At 44.8% G+C, this 21729-nt stretch carries 14 protein-coding genes; 7 read left to right on the forward strand and 7 right to left on the reverse strand.

From position 1 onward, the window contains the following. Window positions 1–198 precede the first annotated feature (198 nt). The 4 genes from DXX93_RS04480 to DXX93_RS04495 all read left to right on the forward strand — a co-directional run bounded on the left by DXX93_RS04480 (window position 199) and on the right by DXX93_RS04495 (window position 7575). Window positions 199–2049: a tetratricopeptide repeat-containing diguanylate cyclase gene (locus tag DXX93_RS04480; protein ID WP_181902139.1), complete on the forward strand. Its 1851-nt coding sequence runs from the start codon at window positions 199–201 to the stop codon at window positions 2047–2049. Further along, window positions 2040–3401, forward strand: a complete 1362-nt coding sequence (locus DXX93_RS04485; protein ID WP_116007018.1) for a GGDEF domain-containing protein — start codon at window positions 2040–2042, stop codon at window positions 3399–3401. The genes DXX93_RS04480 and DXX93_RS04485 overlap by 10 nt, the downstream gene beginning before the upstream one ends. Window positions 3402–3616: 215 nt before the next feature. Then, the gene (gene parC / locus DXX93_RS04490) at window positions 3617–5914 is read left to right on the forward strand and encodes a DNA topoisomerase IV subunit A (protein WP_116007019.1); all 2298 of its coding nucleotides are present in this window, start codon (window positions 3617–3619) and stop codon (window positions 5912–5914) included. Between the two features lie 200 nt (window positions 5915–6114). Further along, on the forward strand, window positions 6115–7575 hold the full coding sequence (locus tag DXX93_RS04495; protein WP_116007020.1) for an MFS transporter: 1461 nt from the start codon (window positions 6115–6117) through the stop codon (window positions 7573–7575). A 98-nt stretch (window positions 7576–7673) separates the two neighbouring features. On the opposite strand, the gene DXX93_RS04500 is transcribed toward DXX93_RS04495, so the two are convergent. The 3 genes from DXX93_RS04500 to DXX93_RS04510 all read right to left on the reverse strand — a co-directional run bounded on the left by DXX93_RS04500 (window position 7674) and on the right by DXX93_RS04510 (window position 12579). Next, window positions 7674–8768 (reverse strand): alkaline phosphatase D family protein, encoded by a 1095-nt coding sequence (locus tag DXX93_RS04500; protein ID WP_116007021.1) that lies wholly within the window; start codon window positions 8766–8768, stop codon window positions 7674–7676. 112 nt (window positions 8769–8880) lie between these two features. Then, the gene (locus DXX93_RS04505; protein WP_116007022.1) at window positions 8881–11220 is read right to left on the reverse strand and encodes a TonB-dependent receptor; all 2340 of its coding nucleotides are present in this window, start codon (window positions 11218–11220) and stop codon (window positions 8881–8883) included. 336 nt (window positions 11221–11556) lie between these two features. Next, the gene (locus DXX93_RS04510) at window positions 11557–12579 is read right to left on the reverse strand and encodes a LacI family DNA-binding transcriptional regulator (RefSeq protein ID WP_116009831.1); all 1023 of its coding nucleotides are present in this window, start codon (window positions 12577–12579) and stop codon (window positions 11557–11559) included. Between the two features lie 247 nt (window positions 12580–12826). Between DXX93_RS04510 and DXX93_RS04515 the strand changes: the two genes are divergently transcribed. Then, window positions 12827–15400, forward strand: coding sequence for an EAL domain-containing protein (locus DXX93_RS04515; RefSeq protein WP_181902140.1), 2574 nt, complete (start codon window positions 12827–12829; stop codon window positions 15398–15400). A 50-nt stretch (window positions 15401–15450) separates the two neighbouring features. Here the strand turns inward: DXX93_RS04515 and DXX93_RS04520 are convergent, their stop codons facing one another. Next, window positions 15451–16353: a helix-turn-helix transcriptional regulator gene (locus DXX93_RS04520; RefSeq protein WP_116007024.1), complete on the reverse strand. Its 903-nt coding sequence runs from the start codon at window positions 16351–16353 to the stop codon at window positions 15451–15453. Between the two features lie 380 nt (window positions 16354–16733). Here DXX93_RS04520 and DXX93_RS04525 point away from each other — a divergent pair, with 380 nt between their 5' ends. Together DXX93_RS04525 and DXX93_RS04530 are read left to right on the forward strand one after the other, a co-directional pair. Continuing rightward, window positions 16734–17621, forward strand: coding sequence for an alpha/beta hydrolase (locus DXX93_RS04525; RefSeq protein WP_258872587.1), 888 nt, complete (start codon window positions 16734–16736; stop codon window positions 17619–17621). A 189-nt stretch (window positions 17622–17810) separates the two neighbouring features. Then, window positions 17811–18347 (forward strand): nuclear transport factor 2 family protein, encoded by a 537-nt coding sequence (locus DXX93_RS04530; protein ID WP_116009832.1) that lies wholly within the window; start codon window positions 17811–17813, stop codon window positions 18345–18347. Window positions 18348–18536: 189 nt separating this feature from the next. Here DXX93_RS04530 and DXX93_RS04535 read toward each other — a convergent pair whose 3' ends face one another. From DXX93_RS04535 to DXX93_RS04545, 3 genes are all read right to left on the reverse strand, one after another. Further along, entirely contained in the window at window positions 18537–19265 is a 729-nt protein-coding gene (locus tag DXX93_RS04535; RefSeq protein ID WP_116007026.1) for a YebC/PmpR family DNA-binding transcriptional regulator, read from the reverse strand. 343 nt (window positions 19266–19608) lie between these two features. Beyond that, the gene (locus DXX93_RS04540) at window positions 19609–20157 is read right to left on the reverse strand and encodes a hypothetical protein (protein ID WP_116007027.1); all 549 of its coding nucleotides are present in this window, start codon (window positions 20155–20157) and stop codon (window positions 19609–19611) included. Window positions 20158–20440: 283 nt separating this feature from the next. After that, window positions 20441–21313, reverse strand: a complete 873-nt coding sequence (locus DXX93_RS04545) for a LysR family transcriptional regulator (protein ID WP_116009833.1) — start codon at window positions 21311–21313, stop codon at window positions 20441–20443. Between the last annotated feature and the right edge of the window lie 416 nt (window positions 21314–21729).

The raw sequence follows: 21729 nt of genomic DNA on the forward strand, positions 1-21729 counted from the left end.
ATACTGTTGTTAGTGTCAACTTCGCTTTCTTCAAGAGACTTGGCGGCGAAAGATAGGGAAATACCAGGTCGAGCAAATGACTGTTTAAGGCGTGCTAGCCGCTCGAATCTAAGGTTTACTAATCAAAACAAAAAAATCAGCATGTGGTGCTATGTGTGTTTTTCCTGTATGTCCATGCTCTCTTTTACTGGTTATGGAATGACACCTTGGCACCCCAACGACAATGACGCACCTAGAACGGCTCCTTCCTTAATCACACAGCTAGCGCCAATTAAACGATTGGCAGACAGTGACCCCGCCACAGCCATTGATCAGTTAAAAACACTGAAAGCGTCCTTAGCCCAATCCCCACTGATTGAACAGCTTGAATACTATCATTTACTCGCAGAAGTTTATTCACTGCAAGGCAAGTATCGACTTGCCAGAGCAACAGCCGAACAAGCGCTTATATTGGCGTCGAGCCTTATTTCTCCCCGAATTATTATTGCTCAACTGGCCTATGACTTGGGCTTTGCGTTAGAAATCTTAGGCAAACCTGAGCAGGCGATGGAGCAGTACTTGTCTGGGCTTGAAGTCGCCGAGTCATTGCTAGATCAAAAAGAAATTGCCACAGGGTTAATTAACATCGGGGCGATTTACTACCAAACGGGCAAATTGTCAGAAGCGATTGTGGCGATCAATGACGCGGCCACTATTGCAGAGCGGTTATCTGATTTAGAGCTCAAAGGCTTGGTATACAGTGAGCTCGGCATTCTCTATGACAATTTGAAAAAAGGCGAGCAATCTCGCGAGTATTATCGATCTTCCTATCAATACTATATGGCCGCTAAAAAGCCACTACTAGCCATTAACAATTTGCACAACATTGCCAGTAGCTATGCCTTAGATGACAAAAAACAGCAGGCGATCGCCACTTATCAGCGCTTGTTAACTGAGCTAGCGCCACTAAACAACACCGAAATGCTGTTTAGTGGTCATATGGGTCTAGCCAATATATACGCTGATGAAGCGACCAAACAATACGATTTAGCACTTGAACACTTGGCAATTACTGAATTGTTGCTGGCAGATGTAGAGCACCATTACTTGCCCTTCCAGTTTCTCATCAACAAGGCGATGATTCTTAAAGAAATGGCGCAATACGAGCAAGCGCTGTCGACCATATCTCAAGCCCTTACCATGTTTCACAGCAACAATATCAATGCCGCGCCGATGGATGAGGCGGTGCTTTTGGTCTTGCGCTCAGAAACTTATCGATTAATGGGGGCGCATAAAAAGGCATACGACACCTATCAGCGCGTTTACGACCTGAACATGGCAACTATTGAAAATAGTACTGCCCAAGCAGAAGCAGAGCTGCGCTTGCAATACGAAAGTCAGCGCGTTGATATTGAAAAAAGTTTGCTCGAAAGTCGTCATAGATTGGAGTCGCTAGCACTTGCTGATGTCAAGGGAAGCGCGCAATACAAACAACTTTACATATACGCAGCCACATTGTTGGCACTTATTTTTGCGGTGTTGCTCAACACCTTAATGAAAGGGCAAAAGCAGCTATTAAAAGCATCTCGCACTGATATTTTAACCAAAGTTCTCAATCGCAGCCGTTTTATTGAATTGGCAATTAGGGAATTAAAACAAGCGAAAAAGCGACAACAAAGCGTCGCCTTATTACTGGTTGATTGTGATTTTTTCAAAGCGGTTAACGATCAATACGGCCACCGTGCAGGTGACGAAGCCTTAGTGTTACTTGGGCAAGTCGGGCAGAGGGTCTTTGCCAAGCCGAACGTATTTGGACGCTATGGGGGAGAGAAGTTTGTCGTTATTCTGCCCAATACCGATTTGACGCAGGCCAAGCACCAAGCAGCAGAATTTCGTCAAGCGGTGGCTGATGCCAACCAGCAGCTTAGTGTTGATGCAGAACTTACCGTGAGTATTGGCGTTGCGACGACCGCATCGATCAACTCTTATCAATTACCCAAGCTATTTGAGCACGTTGACAGCTTGTTACATCGCACTAGGCACAGTGGTAGGGAGCGCATATGTTACTAGTGACGCAAGCGTTAAACGTGCAAGTTATGCCGACTAAAAGAGTGCAACTGGCGAGAGCTTTAGCAAGGTTAGCAAGTAAGCTTAATCATGCTTGTCGTCCTTGGTTGCCAAAAATGGCAAGCTGTGCGCCGGTATTCGTATTTTTGCTTTTGTCTGTGCTCTTGTCTGTGCTCTTGTCTGCATTTTACGCTCCGCACAGCCAAGCCATGCCAATTCCCCAAGAGCAAGTGTCAGAGATGCCAGTGTCAGAGCAATTACTTACCTTAGTGAGGGCGGTTGAAGCAAAACAGGTCAAAGACGATGCCGCGCTAGTCCAGTCTATCAAACCTATTGCCACCATTAATGATGCTGAACGTTTGCTTTTGCACTACGTACGAGGGGTTGTTGCCCTGCAAAATAAGCGCTTTGAAAATAGCGTTAAAGCGCTCGAACAAGCGAATGCGCTGTCGACCAGCCTACCGGAAAGTATGCAGAATTCTGCACCTTTCTATCATTATCACCAAGCGTTATCGGATGCTTATGTCGGATTAGACAATTACCAGCAAGGCTACCATCATCGTCGCACGTATTTGATAAAGTTTGCTGAAGAGTTTGAGCGCAATGAACAGCAACAGTTGGCGCAGTTAGAAGAAAAATATCAAATAAACCAGCGTGAGCAAGTGAATTTGCTATTGGCTGAGCAAAGCAAACTCAAGCAGGCGGAAGTTGCTGGCATTGAACTGAAAAAGCAAGAGCAAGAGCGCTATGCCATTATCTTGTTGTGCATTTGTATTGTGTTCGTGTTGATGATTATTCGTCAACTTCAAATACGGAGAAAGCTCAAATGGCTGGCAAAAACGGATGCGCTGACGGGGTTAAGTAATCGCGCTCACTTATATAAAGTTGCTCGTAAAATGATCAAGCGAGCGAAGCGTCACCGACAGCCATTAAGCGCACTCGTTATCGATGTTGATCAACTAAAACAGATTAACAGTGAGTGTGGATACGACTGTGGCAATGCTGTTTTGCAAGAAGTGTCAAGGCTTGGTCAGGAGGTGATGCGCTCTCGTGATATTTTTGCCCATTTTGAAGCTGAGGAGTTTATTGCTGTTTTGCCGGAAGCTGACGCTGTTGCCGCCCAAGCGATTGCCAATAATTTTGCTGCTAAGATTGCCGCTCAGCCATTGCAGATCGCAGAGCGTACCATCGCGATATCAGTGTCAATTGGTATTGCCAGTCTAACGGAGCAAATTGACAGTGTGGATAGCTTAATCAAGTCAGCTGACGATGCGATGTACCTTGCCAAACAAGCGGGAAGCGGTCAGGTGATGAGTTTTAATGCACCCTCGTCGATTGTTGCGACCAATAGCTAAAGCTTAAATACCCAAATACTAGGATAAAAGCGTTTAACAGTTTTTTCTCAGCTAAGAATCCGCTAAGCTAACCAACATCATCATTTGGCTCGTAGCACCTGCAAATTGACAACAACAATAATTAAAATCAAGGTAAAATGATGACCCGCGCCAACACCTCATTGTAGGTCGAAGTTTACCCTGTAGAATCGTCAGTAGTTAGGAAAAATAAATTCATGTCTGACACACTCGAATATAGCCTTGAAGGTATCGAACAAGTCCCTTTGCGCAAGTTTACTGAGGAAGCGTACCTCAATTATTCCATGTATGTGATCATGGATCGCGCATTGCCACATATCGGTGATGGCTTAAAGCCAGTACAACGCCGCATTGTTTATGCAATGTCTGAGCTTGGTCTTTCCGCGGTTGCGAAATACAAAAAGTCGGCTCGTACAGTTGGTGACGTGTTAGGTAAGTTCCATCCGCACGGCGATTCGGCGTGTTATGAGGCTATGGTGTTAATGGCGCAGCCATTTTCGTATCGCTACCCACTTGTTGACGGTCAAGGAAACTGGGGGGCGCCTGACGATCCTAAATCGTTTGCCGCGATGCGTTATACCGAAGCGCGTTTATCAAAGTTCAGTGAAGTGCTACTGTCGGAGTTAGGTCAAGGCACAGTAGATTGGGTGCCGAACTTTGATGGCACTATGAAAGAGCCGAAAACACTACCCGCGCGTTTGCCCCATATCCTGCTGAACGGCATCACGGGAATCGCGGTCGGTATGGCCACCGATATTCCGCCACACAATGTGCGTGAAATTGCTAATGCCTGTGTACACCTAATTGAGCAGCCGAAAAGTGAACTAGCCGATGTACTAGAGCACGTACAAGGTCCTGACTACCCCACAGATGCCGAAATCATTACGCCGAAAGCGGATATCGAAAAGCTTTACCAAACTGGTCGTGGCAGCATAAAAATGCGCGCCGTGTATGACATTGAACACGGTGAAATTGTCATTACCTCGTTGCCGCACCAAGCATCAGGCGCGAAAGTACTTGAGCAAATTGCCAGCCAAATGCAGGCGAAGAAGCTGCCGATGGTGGTGGATTTACGTGATGAGTCTGATCATGAAAACCCCATTCGCTTAGTGGTTGTGCCGCGCTCGAATCGCGTTGATACCGAGCAGCTAATGCAGCACTTATTTGCGACCACGGATTTAGAGAAAAACTATCGCGTTAACCTCAACATGATTGGCCTTGATGGCAAGCCTGCGGTGAAAAACTTGCGCGATATTTTGGCGGAGTGGCTGGAGTTTCGCCGTGAAACCACGCGTAAACGCTTGCAATATCGCTTAGATAAAGTGTTAGCGCGCTTGCATATTCTCGATGGTTTACTGGTTGCCTATCTCAATATTGACGAAGTCATTGAGATTATTCGCAACTACGACGAACCCAAACAAGAATTGATGTCGCGCTTTAATTTGTCAGAAATTCAAGCCAATGCCATTTTAGAAATCAAGCTACGCCAATTGGCTAAGCTGGAAGAAATTAAGATCCGCGCCGAGCAAAATGAGCTCAACCAAGAACGAGACAAGTTAGAAAAAATTCTTGGCTCAAAAGCGCGTATGAATACCTTATTGAAAAAAGAGATTTTAGCCGCCGCAGAGCTTTACGGTGACGATCGCCGCTCGCAAATTGTTGAGCGTGGCGAAGCTAAAGCGCTCTCTGAGAAAGACCTAGTGCCAAGTGAGCCAGTTACCGTAGTGGTTTCTGAAAAAGGATGGGCGCGCTGCGCCAAAGGGCACGACATTGACCCAGCACAAATGAGTTATAAAGCCGGCGACACGTATTTATGCTCGGCTAAGGGGCGTAGTAATCGCCCTGTGGTATTTATTGATACCAGTGGTCGAGCTTATGCAACGGATGCCCACGGTTTGCCAACCGCACGTAGCCAAGGTGAGCCATTAACTGGGCGCTTTAACATTGCCGCAGGTGAGTCTTTTACACAAGCTGTAATGGCTGATGATGAAAGTAAATACTTACTAAGCTCGGATGCTGGTTACGGTTTCGTTGGTGCCTTTAGTGATATGGTCAGCCGCAACAAAAACGGTAAAGCGCTATTGAGCCTACCGGCGAATGCCAAAGTGCTGGCGCCGATGCCAATTGGTCATTTAGATGAAAACCTGTGTCTAACCATTACCAGCGAAGGGCGCATGTTAGTGTTCCCGGTAAAAGATTTGCCCGTGCTGAGTAAAGGTAAAGGGAATAAAATCATTAATATCGCCTCGGCGCGCGCCAAAGCTCGAGAAGAGTTTGTCACGCTAATGGCGGTTATTTTGCCTACTGATTCGGTCACGCTGCATGCGGGTCGCCGAAAGCTGACGCTAAAAGCGGTGGATATTGAGCATTATCGCGGTGAACGCGGTCGTCGCGGTAATAAACTACCGCGCGGCCTACAGCGTGTTGACCGTATCGAAGTGGAAACGGCTGTCAGTGATGTGGTTGAAGAGGATATTCCAAACGATGAAAGCTAAGTTGTTAACTTAGCAGCCTTATATCAATGGCACTGGATAAAGCTGAATACGTATGCAGTTAATTGCCGAGTAATGGAAAAGGCAGTTAGGATAAGTCATAAAGCACACTTGCCTGCGCAGTGTGCTTTTTTTACAACTTCAAAAAATGACGGTGACCACTGCGCACAACATAATACTAAAACGCAGTTTGGGGGAGATAAATGAATAACACTAAACCAAACCTGAGCTTTTGGCAGATTTGGAATGTCAGTTTTGGCTTTCTTGGCGTGCAAATTGGTTTTGCACTGCAAAACGGTAACGTTAGCCGTATTTTGTCGGACTTAGGGGCAGACCTTTCATCACTTTCACTATTTTGGCTGGCAGCGCCCATTATGGGCTTAATTGTCCAGCCAATTGTTGGTGCGGCTTCTGATAAAACATGGAATGGCCTGGGTCGCAGGCTACCTTTCATTTTAGGTGGTGCAATTGTTGCAGCAATGGCGATGGCACTGCTGCCCAATGCGTCTATGGTGGTTGCCTTTATTCCGCCGATGATCTTTGGCTTATTTATCTTTGCCATCAAAGATGCTGCTTTTAATGTAACGTTTCAACCGTTTCGCTCACTGGTGTCCGACATGGTGCCGGATAACCAGCGAAATTTGGGCTATTCCATTCAAACGCTACTGATTAACATTGGTGCGGTTGTTGGCTCGATACTACCGTTTTTCCTTACCAACGTGATTGGGCTAGATAATATTTCTGCGCAAGGTGAGGTGGCGCCATCAGTGATTTGGTCTTTCTATATCGGGGCAACGGTATTGCTTGGCTCCGTGCTATGGACAGTATTGCGCACCAAAGAGTACCCACCAGAGCAGTATTACGCGTTTAAAGACATGGACGCAGCCGCTGTTGCAAAAGAGCAACAAACGCAGCGCAGCTTAGGTGAGCGTTTGGCAGGTTTTTGGGCGCTATTTAAAGATATGCCTGTGATCATGAAGCAACTGGCCTTAGTGCAGTTTTTCTCTTGGTTTGCGCTTTTTATCATGTGGACATATACGCCTGCCGCTATTACTCAACACACTTGGGGCGTGGCGATAGAATGGTTTGACCCTGCCCACATTCAAGCGGCTGGTGGCTTGCCAACGGACATTGCTAAAGCAAAAGGCTCTGCGGGGGATTGGGTCGGTATTTTATACGCTGCACAGGCGTTATTTTCGGTCTTATTTGCCATTGTCATGACTAAGCTGGCAAATACTTTTGGTCGTAAGCTGACCTATTCGCTAAGCCTTATTACTGGCGGCTTAGGTTATTTGAGCTTTGTACTGTTCCAAGACCCAACCCTCACCCATGTGGATTTATTTATCACGGAAGTGGAAATCCCTCAAGGTGCGTTGGGGTTAGTTTGGTCAATGGCTGGGGTTGGTATTGCTTGGGCGGCAATTCTCGCCATGCCATATGCCATTCTTGCTGGTGCATTACCCGCCGATAAAACGGGGGTTTATATGGGGATTTTCAACTTTACCATCGCGGCACCGCAAATTGTTTCAGGTATCGCATCAGGTTGGATTCTAAGTCATATATTCGATAACCAAGCGATTAACATTATTATGCTCGCTGGTGTGGCCATGTTCTTAGCCGCGTTTTCAGTGATTTTTGTTAAAGATACCGAAACACAAGACTAGTACATTCAATTTATTGAAAATCAAATGAAAAAGGAGCTTTATGCTCCTTTTTCATTGCTGGTGTTACTGGCTACTCTAGTACTACTAGTGGCTAAAGCTTAGTTATTAAACGTCAACTCAGATAACTGCACTTGGTGCTGGCTAAATACTTTGCCGTCTATTTGTTTTAAGCCGAATTGAATCGTCGGATCTGCTTGTTCCCAATCTATTTCTATAAAGCCATAGTTAACATCATGAGTGTACTGACCTTGACGGTGTTTGTTCGGGCTAACGTCTTTCCATTTCTCGCTCAGCCCAGAGCTGGTCACTTCCCAAAGCGGGTACATACCTTGCGTGCTCACTTTGGATATTTCCCCCCAGTGCGTATCACCACTGATCATCATGACACCAGCAATATTTTCCTGTTTGATAAGGTTGAGTAATCGGTTGCGGTCGCTCGGGAAGTTCGCCCACGACTCCCAGCCGGTAAATTCAGGTAATAGTTGCAAACTAGAGGCAATAATTTTAATGGTCGCAGGCTTTTTAAGTTCCGCTTCCAACCATTGCCATTGGCGCTCACCTAGCATTGAAGCACCTGCAACAGGGCTAACTTGGTATGGCCCCATATTATTTGGCATGCGTTTAGTCACATAATTGAATTTGCTTACTTGGTGCAATTCATCTCGATTCCACCGTAAATCTGGCAGTATGATATGAACCGTTTTGTCACCTTCGCCATACAGGTACGAAGTGTAGATCCCATCGCGCTGATAACGCGCTGAGTCTTTTGGCTCTTGCCAAAAGTCGAGCATGATTTTACGTGACGCTTCTTTTTGTGGGTAGGCTTTACCCGCATCGTTCTCGCCGTAGTCATGGTCGTCCCAAATGGCAATTAACGGTGTTGAGGCTTGCAGCTTTTTAAAGCCCGGGTGGTTGCCAAGCGTGTCGTATTTTGCCTGCAATTCGCTCATGTCTTCGGTATCACCATAAATATTGTCGCCAAGAAAAACGAACAGTTCAGGTTGGTCGGCAACAATCGCGTCAAAAATAGGCATTGGCTTGTATTGCTTGCCACACGAGCCAAAGTAAATTTTGGATAGGGGCTTTGCTTGGCTGGCATGAGCAACTTGTTGCGCAATTGCGTGATGTGAAAGGAATACGCCCAGTAGCGCTGCGGTTAGCGTTCTGGTAATGATGTGGCTGATATTATTCATTTTGTTTTCTCAGTATGAGTGCTGCCATTGGTGCTGCTGCACTTAGGTTAAACACAAAAAATCCGGCACAAAGACGTGCCGGATTTTGTGCATACTCACAAGCTTATCTGATTTAGAAAGCCGCTTTTATGTTTAGCGCCGCTGTGCGCGGAGCGCCAATCCATGCCGCTTGACCCGCAACGCCACCTAAGTAGCTTTCATCAGTAATATTGTTGATGGTTAGGCGTACTTCTAACGATTCAATACCTTCGACTGGGCGCTCAAGTGTTACACCAGCATAGACGTCTGACACTATGTAGTCGTCGATACGCTGTGTATTGGCTGCATCTAACCAGCGCTTACCAACCCACTTAGTTGACACACCAGCAAATTTTTCATCGCGTAACCAATCGAATGAAACCACCGCTAAGTCTTCAGCAGAGCCAAATACTGTGTTACCGGTAGGGAAAGCAGAAGTGCCCTCTGTATACTCAGATTCGTTTGATGTATATGACGTGTAAGCTGTCCATTCGTTTGAAATGTACCAAGTTAATGATGCTTCAAAGCCCGTTGAGTCAATACCACCTACGTTAACGTATGAGCCGTTGTTGCCAACGAGGAAGTCAATACCGTCTGGTGAATCAGGTGCGATGAATACCAAGCGGTTGTCGAAGCTGATGTCGTAGTAAGTTAAGCTCGCTTCAATAGCATCTGAGCTGTAACGAATGCCTAAGTCAATGTTGTCAGCAGTTTCTGGCTCAATATTGTCTAATTGTGACGCATCGCGCTCAAGTACTGAGTCTTTAATCGCAGCGAAGTTTTCGGCGAAGCCAGCAAACACTTCCATACCGTCAATGCCTGTGTCCAACACAACACCAGCCGAGAAAAGTACGTCAGAATCTGAATCAACTTTTACCTTGTCTGCGCCGCGGTTGAAGTTATCGTCAGCTTCTAATTCAACTAAGAACTTTTTCGCACCAACGCGCACTTTACCCCAACCCATATCCAATTCGTCTTCAAGGTAGAACATCATAGTGTCAACAGTGAAGCTACGGTCGTACTGTACCCAGTATGGGTTATGGTCAAATTGGAAGCTGGTGCGTGAATCAATAATTTTGTGCCAATCACGTGATTCGTCGCGCTCGTAATCTTCATACCAAACACCACCGCGTAAGGTGTTGCTCATGTTGTCAAAATCAGTATAGAGGGCGAAGTCACCGTTAAAGCCAAAGCGCTCTTTGTTGTAATGCGTGTGACGATATGAGCCGACAGGAATTGCGCTGCGATCGTAACATGCTGGGTCTGCTTCTGGGCCAGAGCCGCCGTATGGCGCAAGAATTGAACTCACACATCCCGCAGCAGGCGCTAAGCTGTTGCCTGCGGCATCAACAAAGTAAATACGACCTAGTGGCGCGCCACCGAATACTGTGTTACCAGAAACAAGTTCTGAGTGGCCTTCGGCGCCGTCATTTTTTATGTCAACCAAGTAAGGTGGTACCCAGTCACCGCGACCTGAGTTGTCGTGGTAGTAAACATTACCCGATAACTCGTAAGCGTCAGTGGTGTATGCGGCTTTTAAGTAGCCAAAGATGTTTTCACGCAGTGTTGACCAGCCGCGGCGGTATGTTTGGTCAACATAGGGAATACCCGTCCAGTCTTGGGTTAAGCCGTCAGACTCAGGGTTTTGTTCAAAACCTGCAAGGCTAACACGTTGGTAGTTATCTTCATGTGTATCGTCATACGAAACGTAAGCCGTTAAATCTACGCCATTAACAACGCTGATGACCTTAGCTGCGTAGTGGTCGCGCTCATTTTCTGCCGCTTGTTGAATCCAGTCACTGCTCTGTGTGCTAGATAAGCTGAACCAAGCGTAAGTGTCTTTAAAAATTTCACCGGTATCGTAACGGGCGAAGTACTTTTGGCCATCAAAGTCTGCCAACGTTAAGCTAACTGTTGCCTTCTCTTCTGTTTCAGGATCTGATATCGTAAAGTTAAGTGTACCACCCAGTGCTTCATGTGAGCGCGACGCGACATCTGCAGTCCCTTGAGACACTTGCACAACACCTAAGTTTTCAGTGTCAATGTAACGGTTCGCTTTCGCACCACCGCCGTAGTTAGAGTTACCATTAGCAATGCCGTCGATGGTAATACCGATCTGCTGTTCGTCTAGGCTTAATTGGAAGCCGCGAATAGACACGGTAGTTGACCAATCGTCAGAGCCGAATGTGTCACCTTCGTTGATTAATACACCCGGTAGGTTATCAATAACGGCTAGTGCACTTGTCATGGCTGATTGTTGTTTGAACATTTCTTCCGGTGTTTCATTGTTCGCGTATGAAACACTTTGACCAACGACCGTAATTTCTTCAATTAGCTGTTCTTCGTTAGTTTCATCTGCCATTGCCAAAGGTGCAGCAAGTGCGAAAGCAATCGCTGTAGCGAGTAGTGACTTGTTATTTGTAAGCGTAGACATGAGAGCCCCATTAGTTTTTTATTTTTATGCACGTGTCGCTTTGTGACTTAGCGTTAGCCGTGTTAAAAGCGCTGTGCGTTAGTTCAAAATTAACGGGGCAGCAGTCTACGAGTGGTTTATGACAATTCGGTTTAGCTTTGTTGAACGTTAAGTTAACGACTTATTAAGGCTCGATGACAAAGGCAAATGGGCAGGGTGACCATGGTGAGGAGACTCGCTGCATTTAGGTTTTGCTTTTAGTGTCAATCGGTTGCACTGTTATCGAGCTGTTGTACCAGTGCCATCGGGCTAAAAAGGCAAATAACCTTAGTTTGGACTGATGCAAATAATGCAGTGTTAGCTACCACAAGATTTTCGCACAATTAAACTGGTTGGCATCAAGGTGGTTTTTACTGGTTCACCGTGAATTAACTTGATCAAGCTATCGACCAGTAATTCGCCTGCTAGCTTAGTGTTTTGCTTAGCGGTGGTGAGAGATGGAAAGGTAAAGCTCGCCATGGGGATATCGTCAAAGCCAATCACTGCAACTTGCTCAGGCACTTGATAGCCATTGTCTTGTAAAGCGCGCATTGCACCTATGGCAATCAGGTCACTGGCACCAAACACAGCATCGAAAGGTTCGCCGCTGGCGATTAATTTCAGTGCAGCTTGATAACCAGAATCTTCTGTTGATATGGCATCTAGTTGTCTGGCGGCGTTTATCCCTAGTTTGTTATCGGTTAAAGCTTTGCAGTGGCCTTTGTAACGATCAAAAAATTCAGGGGCATGGCTTGAGGCTTCCCCAAAAAAGGCAAAGTCTTTTCTGCCGTTCATGATGACGTGCTCCGTGAGCTGATAACCGCCGTGAAAATTATCACACCCGATGGAGACAATCGGCAGCGACTCAACTTGAGCTCCCCAGCGAACAAAGCGCGTGTCTTGTTCAATCAGTTGCTCAAGCTTTTCTTCGTAATCGACAAAGTCACCATAGCCTAACAAAATGATACCATCGGCTTTGTTGGAATCTTCAAATTCCGCATGCCAGTCGTCATTCATTTGTTGAAAAGACACCAGCAGATCATAGCCCTTGTCTGAACAGGCTTTGGTGATACTGCCCAGCATAGATAAGAAAAACGGATTAATTAATGAATCGTCATTGGTGGGATCTTCAAATAGCAGCAGGGCTAACGTACTGCTTTGTTGCGAGCGCAAATTGCTGGCGTTTTTATCCACTTTGTAATTGAGTTCACGAGCAATCGCTTGCACTTTTAAACGGGTTTCTTCGTTTACCAGTGGGCTATTTCTCAGTGCGCGCGATACGGTTGACTGCGAGACTCCCGCGCGATAAGCAATGTCAAAAGAAGTGGGTTTTGATTTCAAAGTAAGAACCAACGAACGATCAATAGTAAAATAGTAACGTTTACCGAATGTTAAGTATAGATTTTCTCTTTTTTCACAAAGTGCATTAGACGTTAGCTGTACTTTGAACTTTACTTTAGCGCACAGCAATTCATCACAAATTTGATGCCGTAAATCCCCTAATTACACATCTGCGCAGTAATTTGTTTACGATATCGGTATAATCTGAGTTCATGCCTAAAAATGTTTGAAAATGGTTGGCGTTAAGTTGTCTAAGTCTGTTTGGTTACGTTATTCACTGATTGGTTCATTACTTTTGATTATGCTTGCAACTGGCTTTGCCGCGATGCAGCACCTAATGAGTTTAGATACTCGCTCAATGAACCAAACGTTGCCTGCAATCAAGGTTAATTCAAGTTACTTTATCGATAAAAATAATACGCTAACCGCTGGCGAGGTGGTTAATGGCGAGGCGGCCTTTATCCATGCTCAACCTAACGATATTCCCTTTGCGCTGGGAGAAAGTGCTTATTGGGTGAAATTCTCGTTGAATAATCAGCGCAATCAAGACGCTTCACTAGTGCTGCATATTGATAACGCTATGTTGTCGCAAGTTAATGTGTTTCAAATAAACGATCAGGCTGGCCAGTCGTTAAAGGCACTGAATCAAAGTACCTTGATAGCGACAGCGTTTCCACATTTGAAAATTGAATTGCCAGCAAGAGCAAGTCGCCAGTTATTAATCAAACTGAAAGCCGGAGGCCCACCTGATATTCCTCTTATTTGGTATCAAGCCGCGCAATTTGAGACTAAGCAGTCACTGACTCGGCTATTATTCGGCGCAGCTATTGGCGTGCTCACGGTCATTGCGCTGTATAACTTAGTTATTTTTACGGCGATTCGCGACAAAGTTTACTTGATTTATATTGGCTATTTAATTGCTGCTTTTTTTGTTTTGGCAACGGTTAATGGCTACGGCTACCTGCTTTTTAGTGCCCAAATTCAAAATGTTTTAAATTACTACTCACTTTTCTTTCACTACTGCCTATTGGGCTTCTTGGTATTGTTTACCTTGTACTTTTTAAAGTTTGATAAAGACAAAAGTAAGCTGTTAACCATTGGGCACTACAGTGTATGGGCTTTGTTAGTACTGAGTTTTGCAGGCTTTGCTTTACCGCATGGCCTGCGAGCTAATATTTTTTTTAGTTTAGTGCCTATTTTCTATGCTTATTCAATTACTTTGGTCGTAATAAAGTTACGTAAAGAATTTGGTTGGGCGAGGTTTTACGTGATTTCTTGGGTGCCTTTGCTCATTGGTGCTGCTATTCAGCCGCTAGTTTTACTCAATGTTATTGAATATTCATTTGTGCTGCGCAATGCATTTTTAATTGCCGTGATGTGTGAAGTCACCTTAATGTCGTTTGCGCTTGCTGAGCGTATGCGTCGTCACGAAGCAGAGCGCATGATTGAAATTAGCTACCATCCTAGTTCAGGCATTCCGCGCAAAAGTACGCTTGAGCGGGCGTTATCGCGTTTAATGACCTCACCTCAAGCAAAACTCAGCGTGCTAGTGATAAAGCCTGAGCACATTGAGCGCGTGGCGTTGTACGTCAATGATGCGATGAATACTGAGCTGTTTAAGCGCTTGTACCAAAAGTTAACGCCGTTATTTGCATACAATGATGCGATTGAACCCATAGGTATGAAAGGGGAGAAAATTGCCTTAGTGTCAGGCAACTCGCTCGCCATTGTCGTCAACCAACACACCAATCAGCAATCGTTAACAACGCTTGTTTCTTCTATCAATACATTAGTTGAAGAGGCATATCGCATAGCAGATTTGCAAATTCCCTTGCAGGCGAATGTCGGTGTTGCCAATTATCCTGAGCATGGTCATTTGCCTTTTGTACTCGTTAACAAAGCACTGCTGGCGCTGCCTGATGCGGAAAATAACACCAGTAAGTGGGCGATTTTCGCTGAGCACCAATCAGATACCAGTGGTTATCGCTTAAAACTTGCCGCAGATATTCACGCGGCGATTGAACAGGGGCAATTTGAGTTGTATCACCAACCGCAAGTTGATTTAAAAACCATGCGAGTGTGTGGTAGTGAGTGTTTGATCCGATGGTATCGCGATGGTGACGAAGAAACCGAGGCTGGCTTTGTGCCGCCAACGTTATTTATTCCTGTCGCTGAAGACATGGGCTTAATTAACAAGTTGACTCGTTGGGTTATCAAGCAAGCGATAGCACAACACAGTATTTTGTTGGCTCAAGGTTATAAGCATCACATGATTTCCATCAATATTAGCGGCAAAGACATTTCTGCCGAGGGATTTTATGAGTATGTTGCCGAAGCAATTGAAGCGGCTGAAATTGCTGCTAACAAAGTTGTGTTTGAATTAACGGAATCGGCCACGATTACTAACAACGCACAAGCGTTAGCTGCGATTGAACAGCTCACTGAGCTAGGTGTCACCATTAGTATTGACGATTTTGGAACTGGCTATGCGTCAATGGCGTATGTCAGTGAACTGCCATTTAAAGAACTCAAGGTTGATCGCCAGTTTGTGCAAAATGTCGGCGATGATAAAAAACGTAAAACCATCGCTGAAACGACTGTTAGAATGGCAAAAGGTTTGGGGCTAGAAGTGGTTGCCGAGGGCATTAATAGCCAGCAAGACGAAGACCTGTTAAGAAAGTTCGGCTGCGATATTGGGCAAGGCTACTTTTATGCGAAGCCGATGGCATTTGATGATTACTTACACTGGTTAACCGAAGAGGTGAATGGGCGTTCACCGGCGCCACTTGAAGGTGAGTTTATCTCTAAACATTCGGTCTAATTACCGACCGTTGTATTTAGTGAATGACTCCGCTGTGTAGCCATTTAGCTTTATTTCACAGTTTTTAAAAACTGACCTGGAGTAAGGGCAAAGTGGCTTTTAAATGCGCGGGTAAAATGAGCCTGATCAGTAAACCCAAGTCGCTGGGCAACATCGGCAATATTAGCCTGAGCATGACTCAGTAAGTCTTTCGACTTCGTTAGTCTTAGGTTCATCAGGTATTGATATGGCGTTAATCCAGTACACTTCTTAAACTCTCGAAGAAAGTAAAACTTACTGCATTTTAGCAGCTCTGCTAGGTCATCAACGCTAATATGCTCTCCCATGTGTGCGTTAATGTAATCAGTCACTTTGTCGACATGGGATTGGTCGAATTTTGACTGTTGCTGCTGAGTGTTTTGTAAATCGAGATAGTTAGAATAGTGCTGAATATAGTGTGTGCTTAGTAAAGCAAGTAGTTGTTTTAGGTACACTTTGCCATTGCGCCCTTGCGCTGACACTTCCAGCAAAAACAGCTCCATTATGCCTTTAATTGTGTCATCAAGTACATTGTAATTGTTTAAAAAACTGAGTTTTTCTTGGTCTAAATTCAGTGGACAATGAGCAAAAAATACCGAGGCCTCAACCGCCAAAATAACAAAATAGCAAGGCTCAGCGATAGTGTGAGTAAATGGGGTGTTAGGCGGGTTTATCCAAATATTACCGGGCGCTGTTTTTAGTGTTATCACACTGCTTTTCTCGCCAGCCTGCCAGTGCAAGTCCTCATCGAGTGCTAACGCAAAGTAGAAATAGGGGGTATAGACATTTTGTGGATAAAAATGAGGAGAAGTGCCTTTTTCTAAGATAACGCCAGACCACTCAAGCTGGTGGCTTGATAACTCAATGTCTAATACATTGCCGCAGTCAGACGTTTGTTCGGTGTCGGCTTGAATAAACTGTAATTGCGATTTCATTTTGCTTGTTCTGCACCTTCTCAGGTTATACGTACCTAGTTAACTATGTCTGGCTAATGTTTCCTAGCCAAAACTTCCTAGTCAAAGCTTCCTAACCAAAAGCTCCCTTGCCAAAAACTATAACCAGCCAAACAGCAGTCGACAACACTTTGCCGTATTCACGGATGTGACTATTTACTTAGTGCTGAGCCTGGCAATAAATTACAAAAAATTAAGCACGAATCTTCAATATAGCGCTAATCCACGTCATTACACTTGTTCCCAACATCGCAAGAGGAAAGCTCATGGTTAAGCCATTATTCATTGGTCTGCTGGCCGCACTATCAATACAAGCAAGCGCTACAGTCATTAAATCATCAAGTGTAAGTGAGGAAAACGTTATGCAAAACATTCAACTGAAAACTAAGGTTGGCGAACTAGCGGCAAACTTATGCCTGCCACAAAACGCAAACCAAGGCAGTGAAAAGTTACCGGTTGTTATCGTCACTGGTGCTTGGACGACAGTTAAAGAACAAATGCCTGCGGTGTATGCAAGGGCATTAGCTGAGCAAGGTTATGCAGCATTAACCTTCGATTTTCGTGGCTGGGGCGAATCTACTGACAAGACTCAATACCTCGAAGACCCGCAACGTAAAATTGCAGATATTCAAGCCGTGATTGATGCTGTTCAGGAAGTGGGAGACGAATTTACATTCGTTGATACAAAGCGCATTGCTGGCTTGGGTATTTGTGCATCTGCGGGTTACATGCTGGATGCGGTGTTAGCCAACGAAGGCATAAAAACCGTGGCTGTCGTTGCCCCTTGGCTTCATGACAAAACCCTCGCCACTGCCATATACGGTGGTGAAGAAAACGTTAACGCTTTGCTGGCTGCCGCTCAAAACGCTGAGCAAAGTGAACTATTGGTTACTATTGAAGCCGCGAGCCTAACGAATCAAAGTGCCTTGATGTATCAAGCCCCTTATTACACCGAAACTGATCGCGGGTTAATTCCTGCATACGACAATTTATTCAATGTGGCTTCGTGGCAAGGGTGGTTGAACTACGATGCGCTGCAAAATGCTGAGGCTCAGGACAAGCCAGTGTTGATGGTGGCGTCTGACGCTATGGCACTGCCGGCTGGTACAAAGCAATACCTAGATAAAGCTGGCGCTAATGTGCAAGCAATTTGGTTAGACGGTATTTCCCAATTCGACTTTTACGATCAGCCGAGTGCCGTTACACAAGCCTTGCAGGCAATTGACACTCATTTTAGTAAACACCTATAAGCTGGGCACTGCTACTTTACTTAGCACCAGTAAAGTAGCTCATATAACTTAGCTTAATCGTAATTTAAGTGGCGGACTAGTAAGGCACCTAGCTACTGGCTTTGCCACTTAATCGCCACTTCATTAGCAAAAGTAAAAGGTGATGCAATGCAAAAAATACTCTGTTTATTGATACTGTGGAGCGTGATCATGACAACCAATTCAACCCATGCGGCTAATGCGCCATTAAGTCAAGACGAAGCGCAAGTAAGAAGTGCGATTTACAGCTTTTCTGCGCTTGCTGACCAAAGTGCTTTTGAGTACCTAGGTACATTATTTGCCAATCAGGTGAGCCTTGATTACACCGAATTGTTTGGTGGTGAGGTGCACACAATCAGTAATCAAGCGCTAATGCAACAGTGGGCTGGCTTTTTACCGGGGTTTGATACTACATTCCATGAACTAAGCAATATGCGTGTTGTGATGGAACAAGGTGAAACTGATTGGCATAGCGCTCAAGTGACCGTAGATTTCACCGCCAGCCACTGGCTTGGTGATTCAGGCTTTTGGGCGATATCAGGCGTGTATCAGTTTACGCTGAGCAAAGTAGACGGACACTGGGCGATTAGCCATGTGAAGTTGTTTGCCAAAAATGAATCGGGCAGCAGGGAAGTCCTCGCCAAAGTCGATACCTTGGCTGCAAAAAAGTTAGCTGCGAAACGCCAACTACTCGTTAACATTGATTAATCATGTTGGAATTGACCAACTCTACTGCTGGGAGGTTTGGAGTAGAGCTTGGCGCTAGATTTTAAGCCCAGTTAGAAGCTAGACAATAAAAAAATGCCAGCTCCTTTCAGAAAGCTGGCATTTTTAAGTCTTCTTCTTGGCTTTTATTCGCAAAAAACGGATATAAATTTCAATGCCAAGCTGAAAGCGTTACGATCTTTTTACATCCGCGTTGTGATAGATGTTTTGTACATCATCACAATCTTCTAGCATCGCAATAAACTTGTCGAAATTGGCGATATCTTCTTCGCCTTCAATATCCGTGTACGTTTGCGGTACCCAAGTGATTTCTTCAACTTCTAAATCAAATTCAGGCATGCTGTTAGCAAATTCTGTTTTGATTTTGAAAAACTCAGTGTGTGGTGCATAAACGGTAATAATGCCGTCTTCTAACTCAACGTCAGTCACGTCAATATCAGCCATCATTAGGTTTTCTAGCACAGTCTCGTCATCTTCACCTTTGAAAGCGAAAACGGCTTGATGGTCAAACATATGAGAAACAGTACCCGTTGAACCAATTTTTGAGTTGGTTTTGGTAAAGCACTGGCGTACATCTTTGATCGTACGGTTACCGTTATCTGTTAAACAATCGATAATGACCATGCAGTTACCTGGGCCAAAGCCTTCATAGCGCGCCTCGGCGTAATCTTCACCGCCAGCACCACTGGCTTTGTCGATGGCTTTGTCGATAACGTGTGTTGGCACTTGATCTTTCTTCGCTTTGTCAATCAAGCTACGCAGTGCAAGGTTGCCATCAGGGTCGACACCGCCACTTTTCGCAATTGCGTAAATTGCTTTACCGTATTTTGAATAAACTTTAGTTTTTTGGCCGGCGGTTTTGGCCATAGACTCTTTTCGGTTTTGAAACGCTCTACCCATCTTATCTATGCTTCTTGTTTACAATGATTCAATGGCTAGATTTTAACAGTGAGTGAAGCCTTTTTGCTAGGGGCAGATACGATTGAATGTTTGATTTACGCTAGCAATTGGTATCAAAAGAGCAATGTGGCTATCAAAAACAGATAACCACAGTTTATTGAGTTGTTAACATAACAGCCTCTTAATGGGACGCTGTAATATTTATTCGACATTTAACTTTCGCATCGCTTATTGAGGCTATCGCTGTCGAAAATACACAGCCTTATCTGAACAAATAGAACCTTGTTTTGGTGACTTTTTGGCGATGGCAAGCTTGTTGCTAACCGCGGATACAGTTTGCATCTTACTCTCCTACACTCGCTGTTTGATACCTAGCTCCCTTGTTGTCGCCATAGCTGATGCGCTTTAGTGTTAACAAGTTATTTTTAACAATGGTGTTGTTGTCAACCAATAAGGCGCTGGTAAAGTCTTCAAGTGCGCCGACATTATCGTCTGCTAAATAACGCACTATCCCTCGGTTACTGTAGGCCATTGATTTTAAAAATAGCTTCTGAGCGCTTGGCCCTGTCACCTTGTCAATTTGTTCGACGGCAAAACTGCAAGCCTTATCGGCTAGCGATAAATCGTTTAGCTTAATATTGGCGACACACATGCCCATTGCTTGGTTATAGCTGGAAATCGGGTCTTGCTTTGCCGACGCTAATTTATCAAGGCCAAGCTGGTAATCACCGGCAATAATTTCATCAGAGCCAGGGGCATTTTTGACAATGGCTAGTTTAAGGCCGTTTAATTTCGCGTCGGTGGTGACATTTTTAGCGGCGACAGCAACAGCGCTGGCCGTTGTGCCGAGGAGTAATACAAGTGCTGAAATCTTACTCAGTTGTTTATTCATGATGCTCTCCTTCTTCAATTTATGCTTACTCAAGTAAATGCCTACTAGAGTTAGTGCTTAACTGAAATGTGCTCAGTCAAAGTGTCACTCACAGAGGGGGATATCTGTAGTGACACCTTAACTGTAGAGAGGAGTGCGGCGAACTGACAAACGATAAAAACACACGTATTAGGTGAATAAATTTCGCCTATTATCGCGATGTCAAAAAACTCATAGCGAGTCTAGTTGCTGACTACTGGGCTGAACAGCTGAGTATATTTGCGTTTATTTAGTTAGCATTGAGTTAATCTGCAAAGTTGTCCTTCACCCAATTGGCAAAAGTCGTGAGTTCAGCGGCACTTTCGATATCCTCATGTTGGATCAGGAAGTATTTATCGTTAGTGACCAGTTCTTGGTCGAATAATTTCACCAGTAATTGCTCACTAAACCATGCCTTGCTAATTGGCATGGGCACTAACGCTATCCCCATACCTTGCTGTGCTGCGCGGGCGACACCAAACATGCTGTCAAATTGAATAATTTGCTTGGGGTCGAAATTCGGTACATCGTTTTTGTCGGCCCATTGGTGCCAAGACCACGGACGCGCTTGATGGAGGATCAAAGGTACCGAACTCAATGCCTCTTCCCCGTGCGCCGCCCATTTACGGTAGAGCTTTTTGTTGCACGCTGGCACATAGCGAATAGGGAATAGTTCATGCACGACGCTGCCATTTGGCTTGCCATTGGCTAAAACTATCGATAGATCTGCGCTTGCGGGCGTTTGGCTAGCAGACTTTACTGTTTCCAATTGTAAGTTAATATCAGGATTCAGCTCAGCCCACTCACTGAGCTTTGGGACGAAAAGCTCACTGGCAAAAAATTCCGGTAAACTAATGGTGATGGTTTTATTTTGCTGGTTATTCGTAAAGTCAGCGATGGTTTGCTCTAAGTTGGTGATAATAGGGTAGACAGATTTATAAAATTGTTTACCTGCACTGGTTAGCTCAATTGAGCGAGTTTGGCGTTTGAAAAGTTGGGTACCCAGCTGATCTTCTAGTTGTTTAATTTGGTGACTGACCGCCGAGGGCGTCAAAAACAACTGGGATGCAGCATGCTTAAAACTTAAACATTTAGCAGCAATGCAAAAAGATCTGAGTCCACGAATTGGGGTTTGAATGCTCATGATGAAAAATAACGCTACGAAGAGTCCTTGCTTGAAAATCAAGTTAATTTAAGCAAACGCTAGACCATGGCTATTTGTATAATTAAAACAGGAGGTTAGTGAGTTCTTGCTGTTTTTTGGCGCTTCCCAGTGCGCCATTGTGAAGCGGGCGCTCTAAAGTGGTGCAAAATAAAGTGAGGTCGAAAAAAAGGGCGCTTAACAAGCGCCCTGACAAATAAAGTAAGTGTCTAATGATTTAGAAATCGGGGGAGATTTCGAAAACAAGATTAGAATAAATGCACTACAGGATAATGACAATTGAGAAGAAATCACTTAACGCATTAAATTATTTCACGTATGACTTTTGAACATCATTTCATTGAATATCTATGCTTTTGACCATGCTGTGTTTACCTTTGTCTCTTGCTGAA

Source organism: Thalassotalea euphylliae, assembly GCF_003390335.1.
GTDB lineage: Bacteria > Pseudomonadota > Gammaproteobacteria > Enterobacterales > Alteromonadaceae > Thalassotalea_F > Thalassotalea_F euphylliae_B.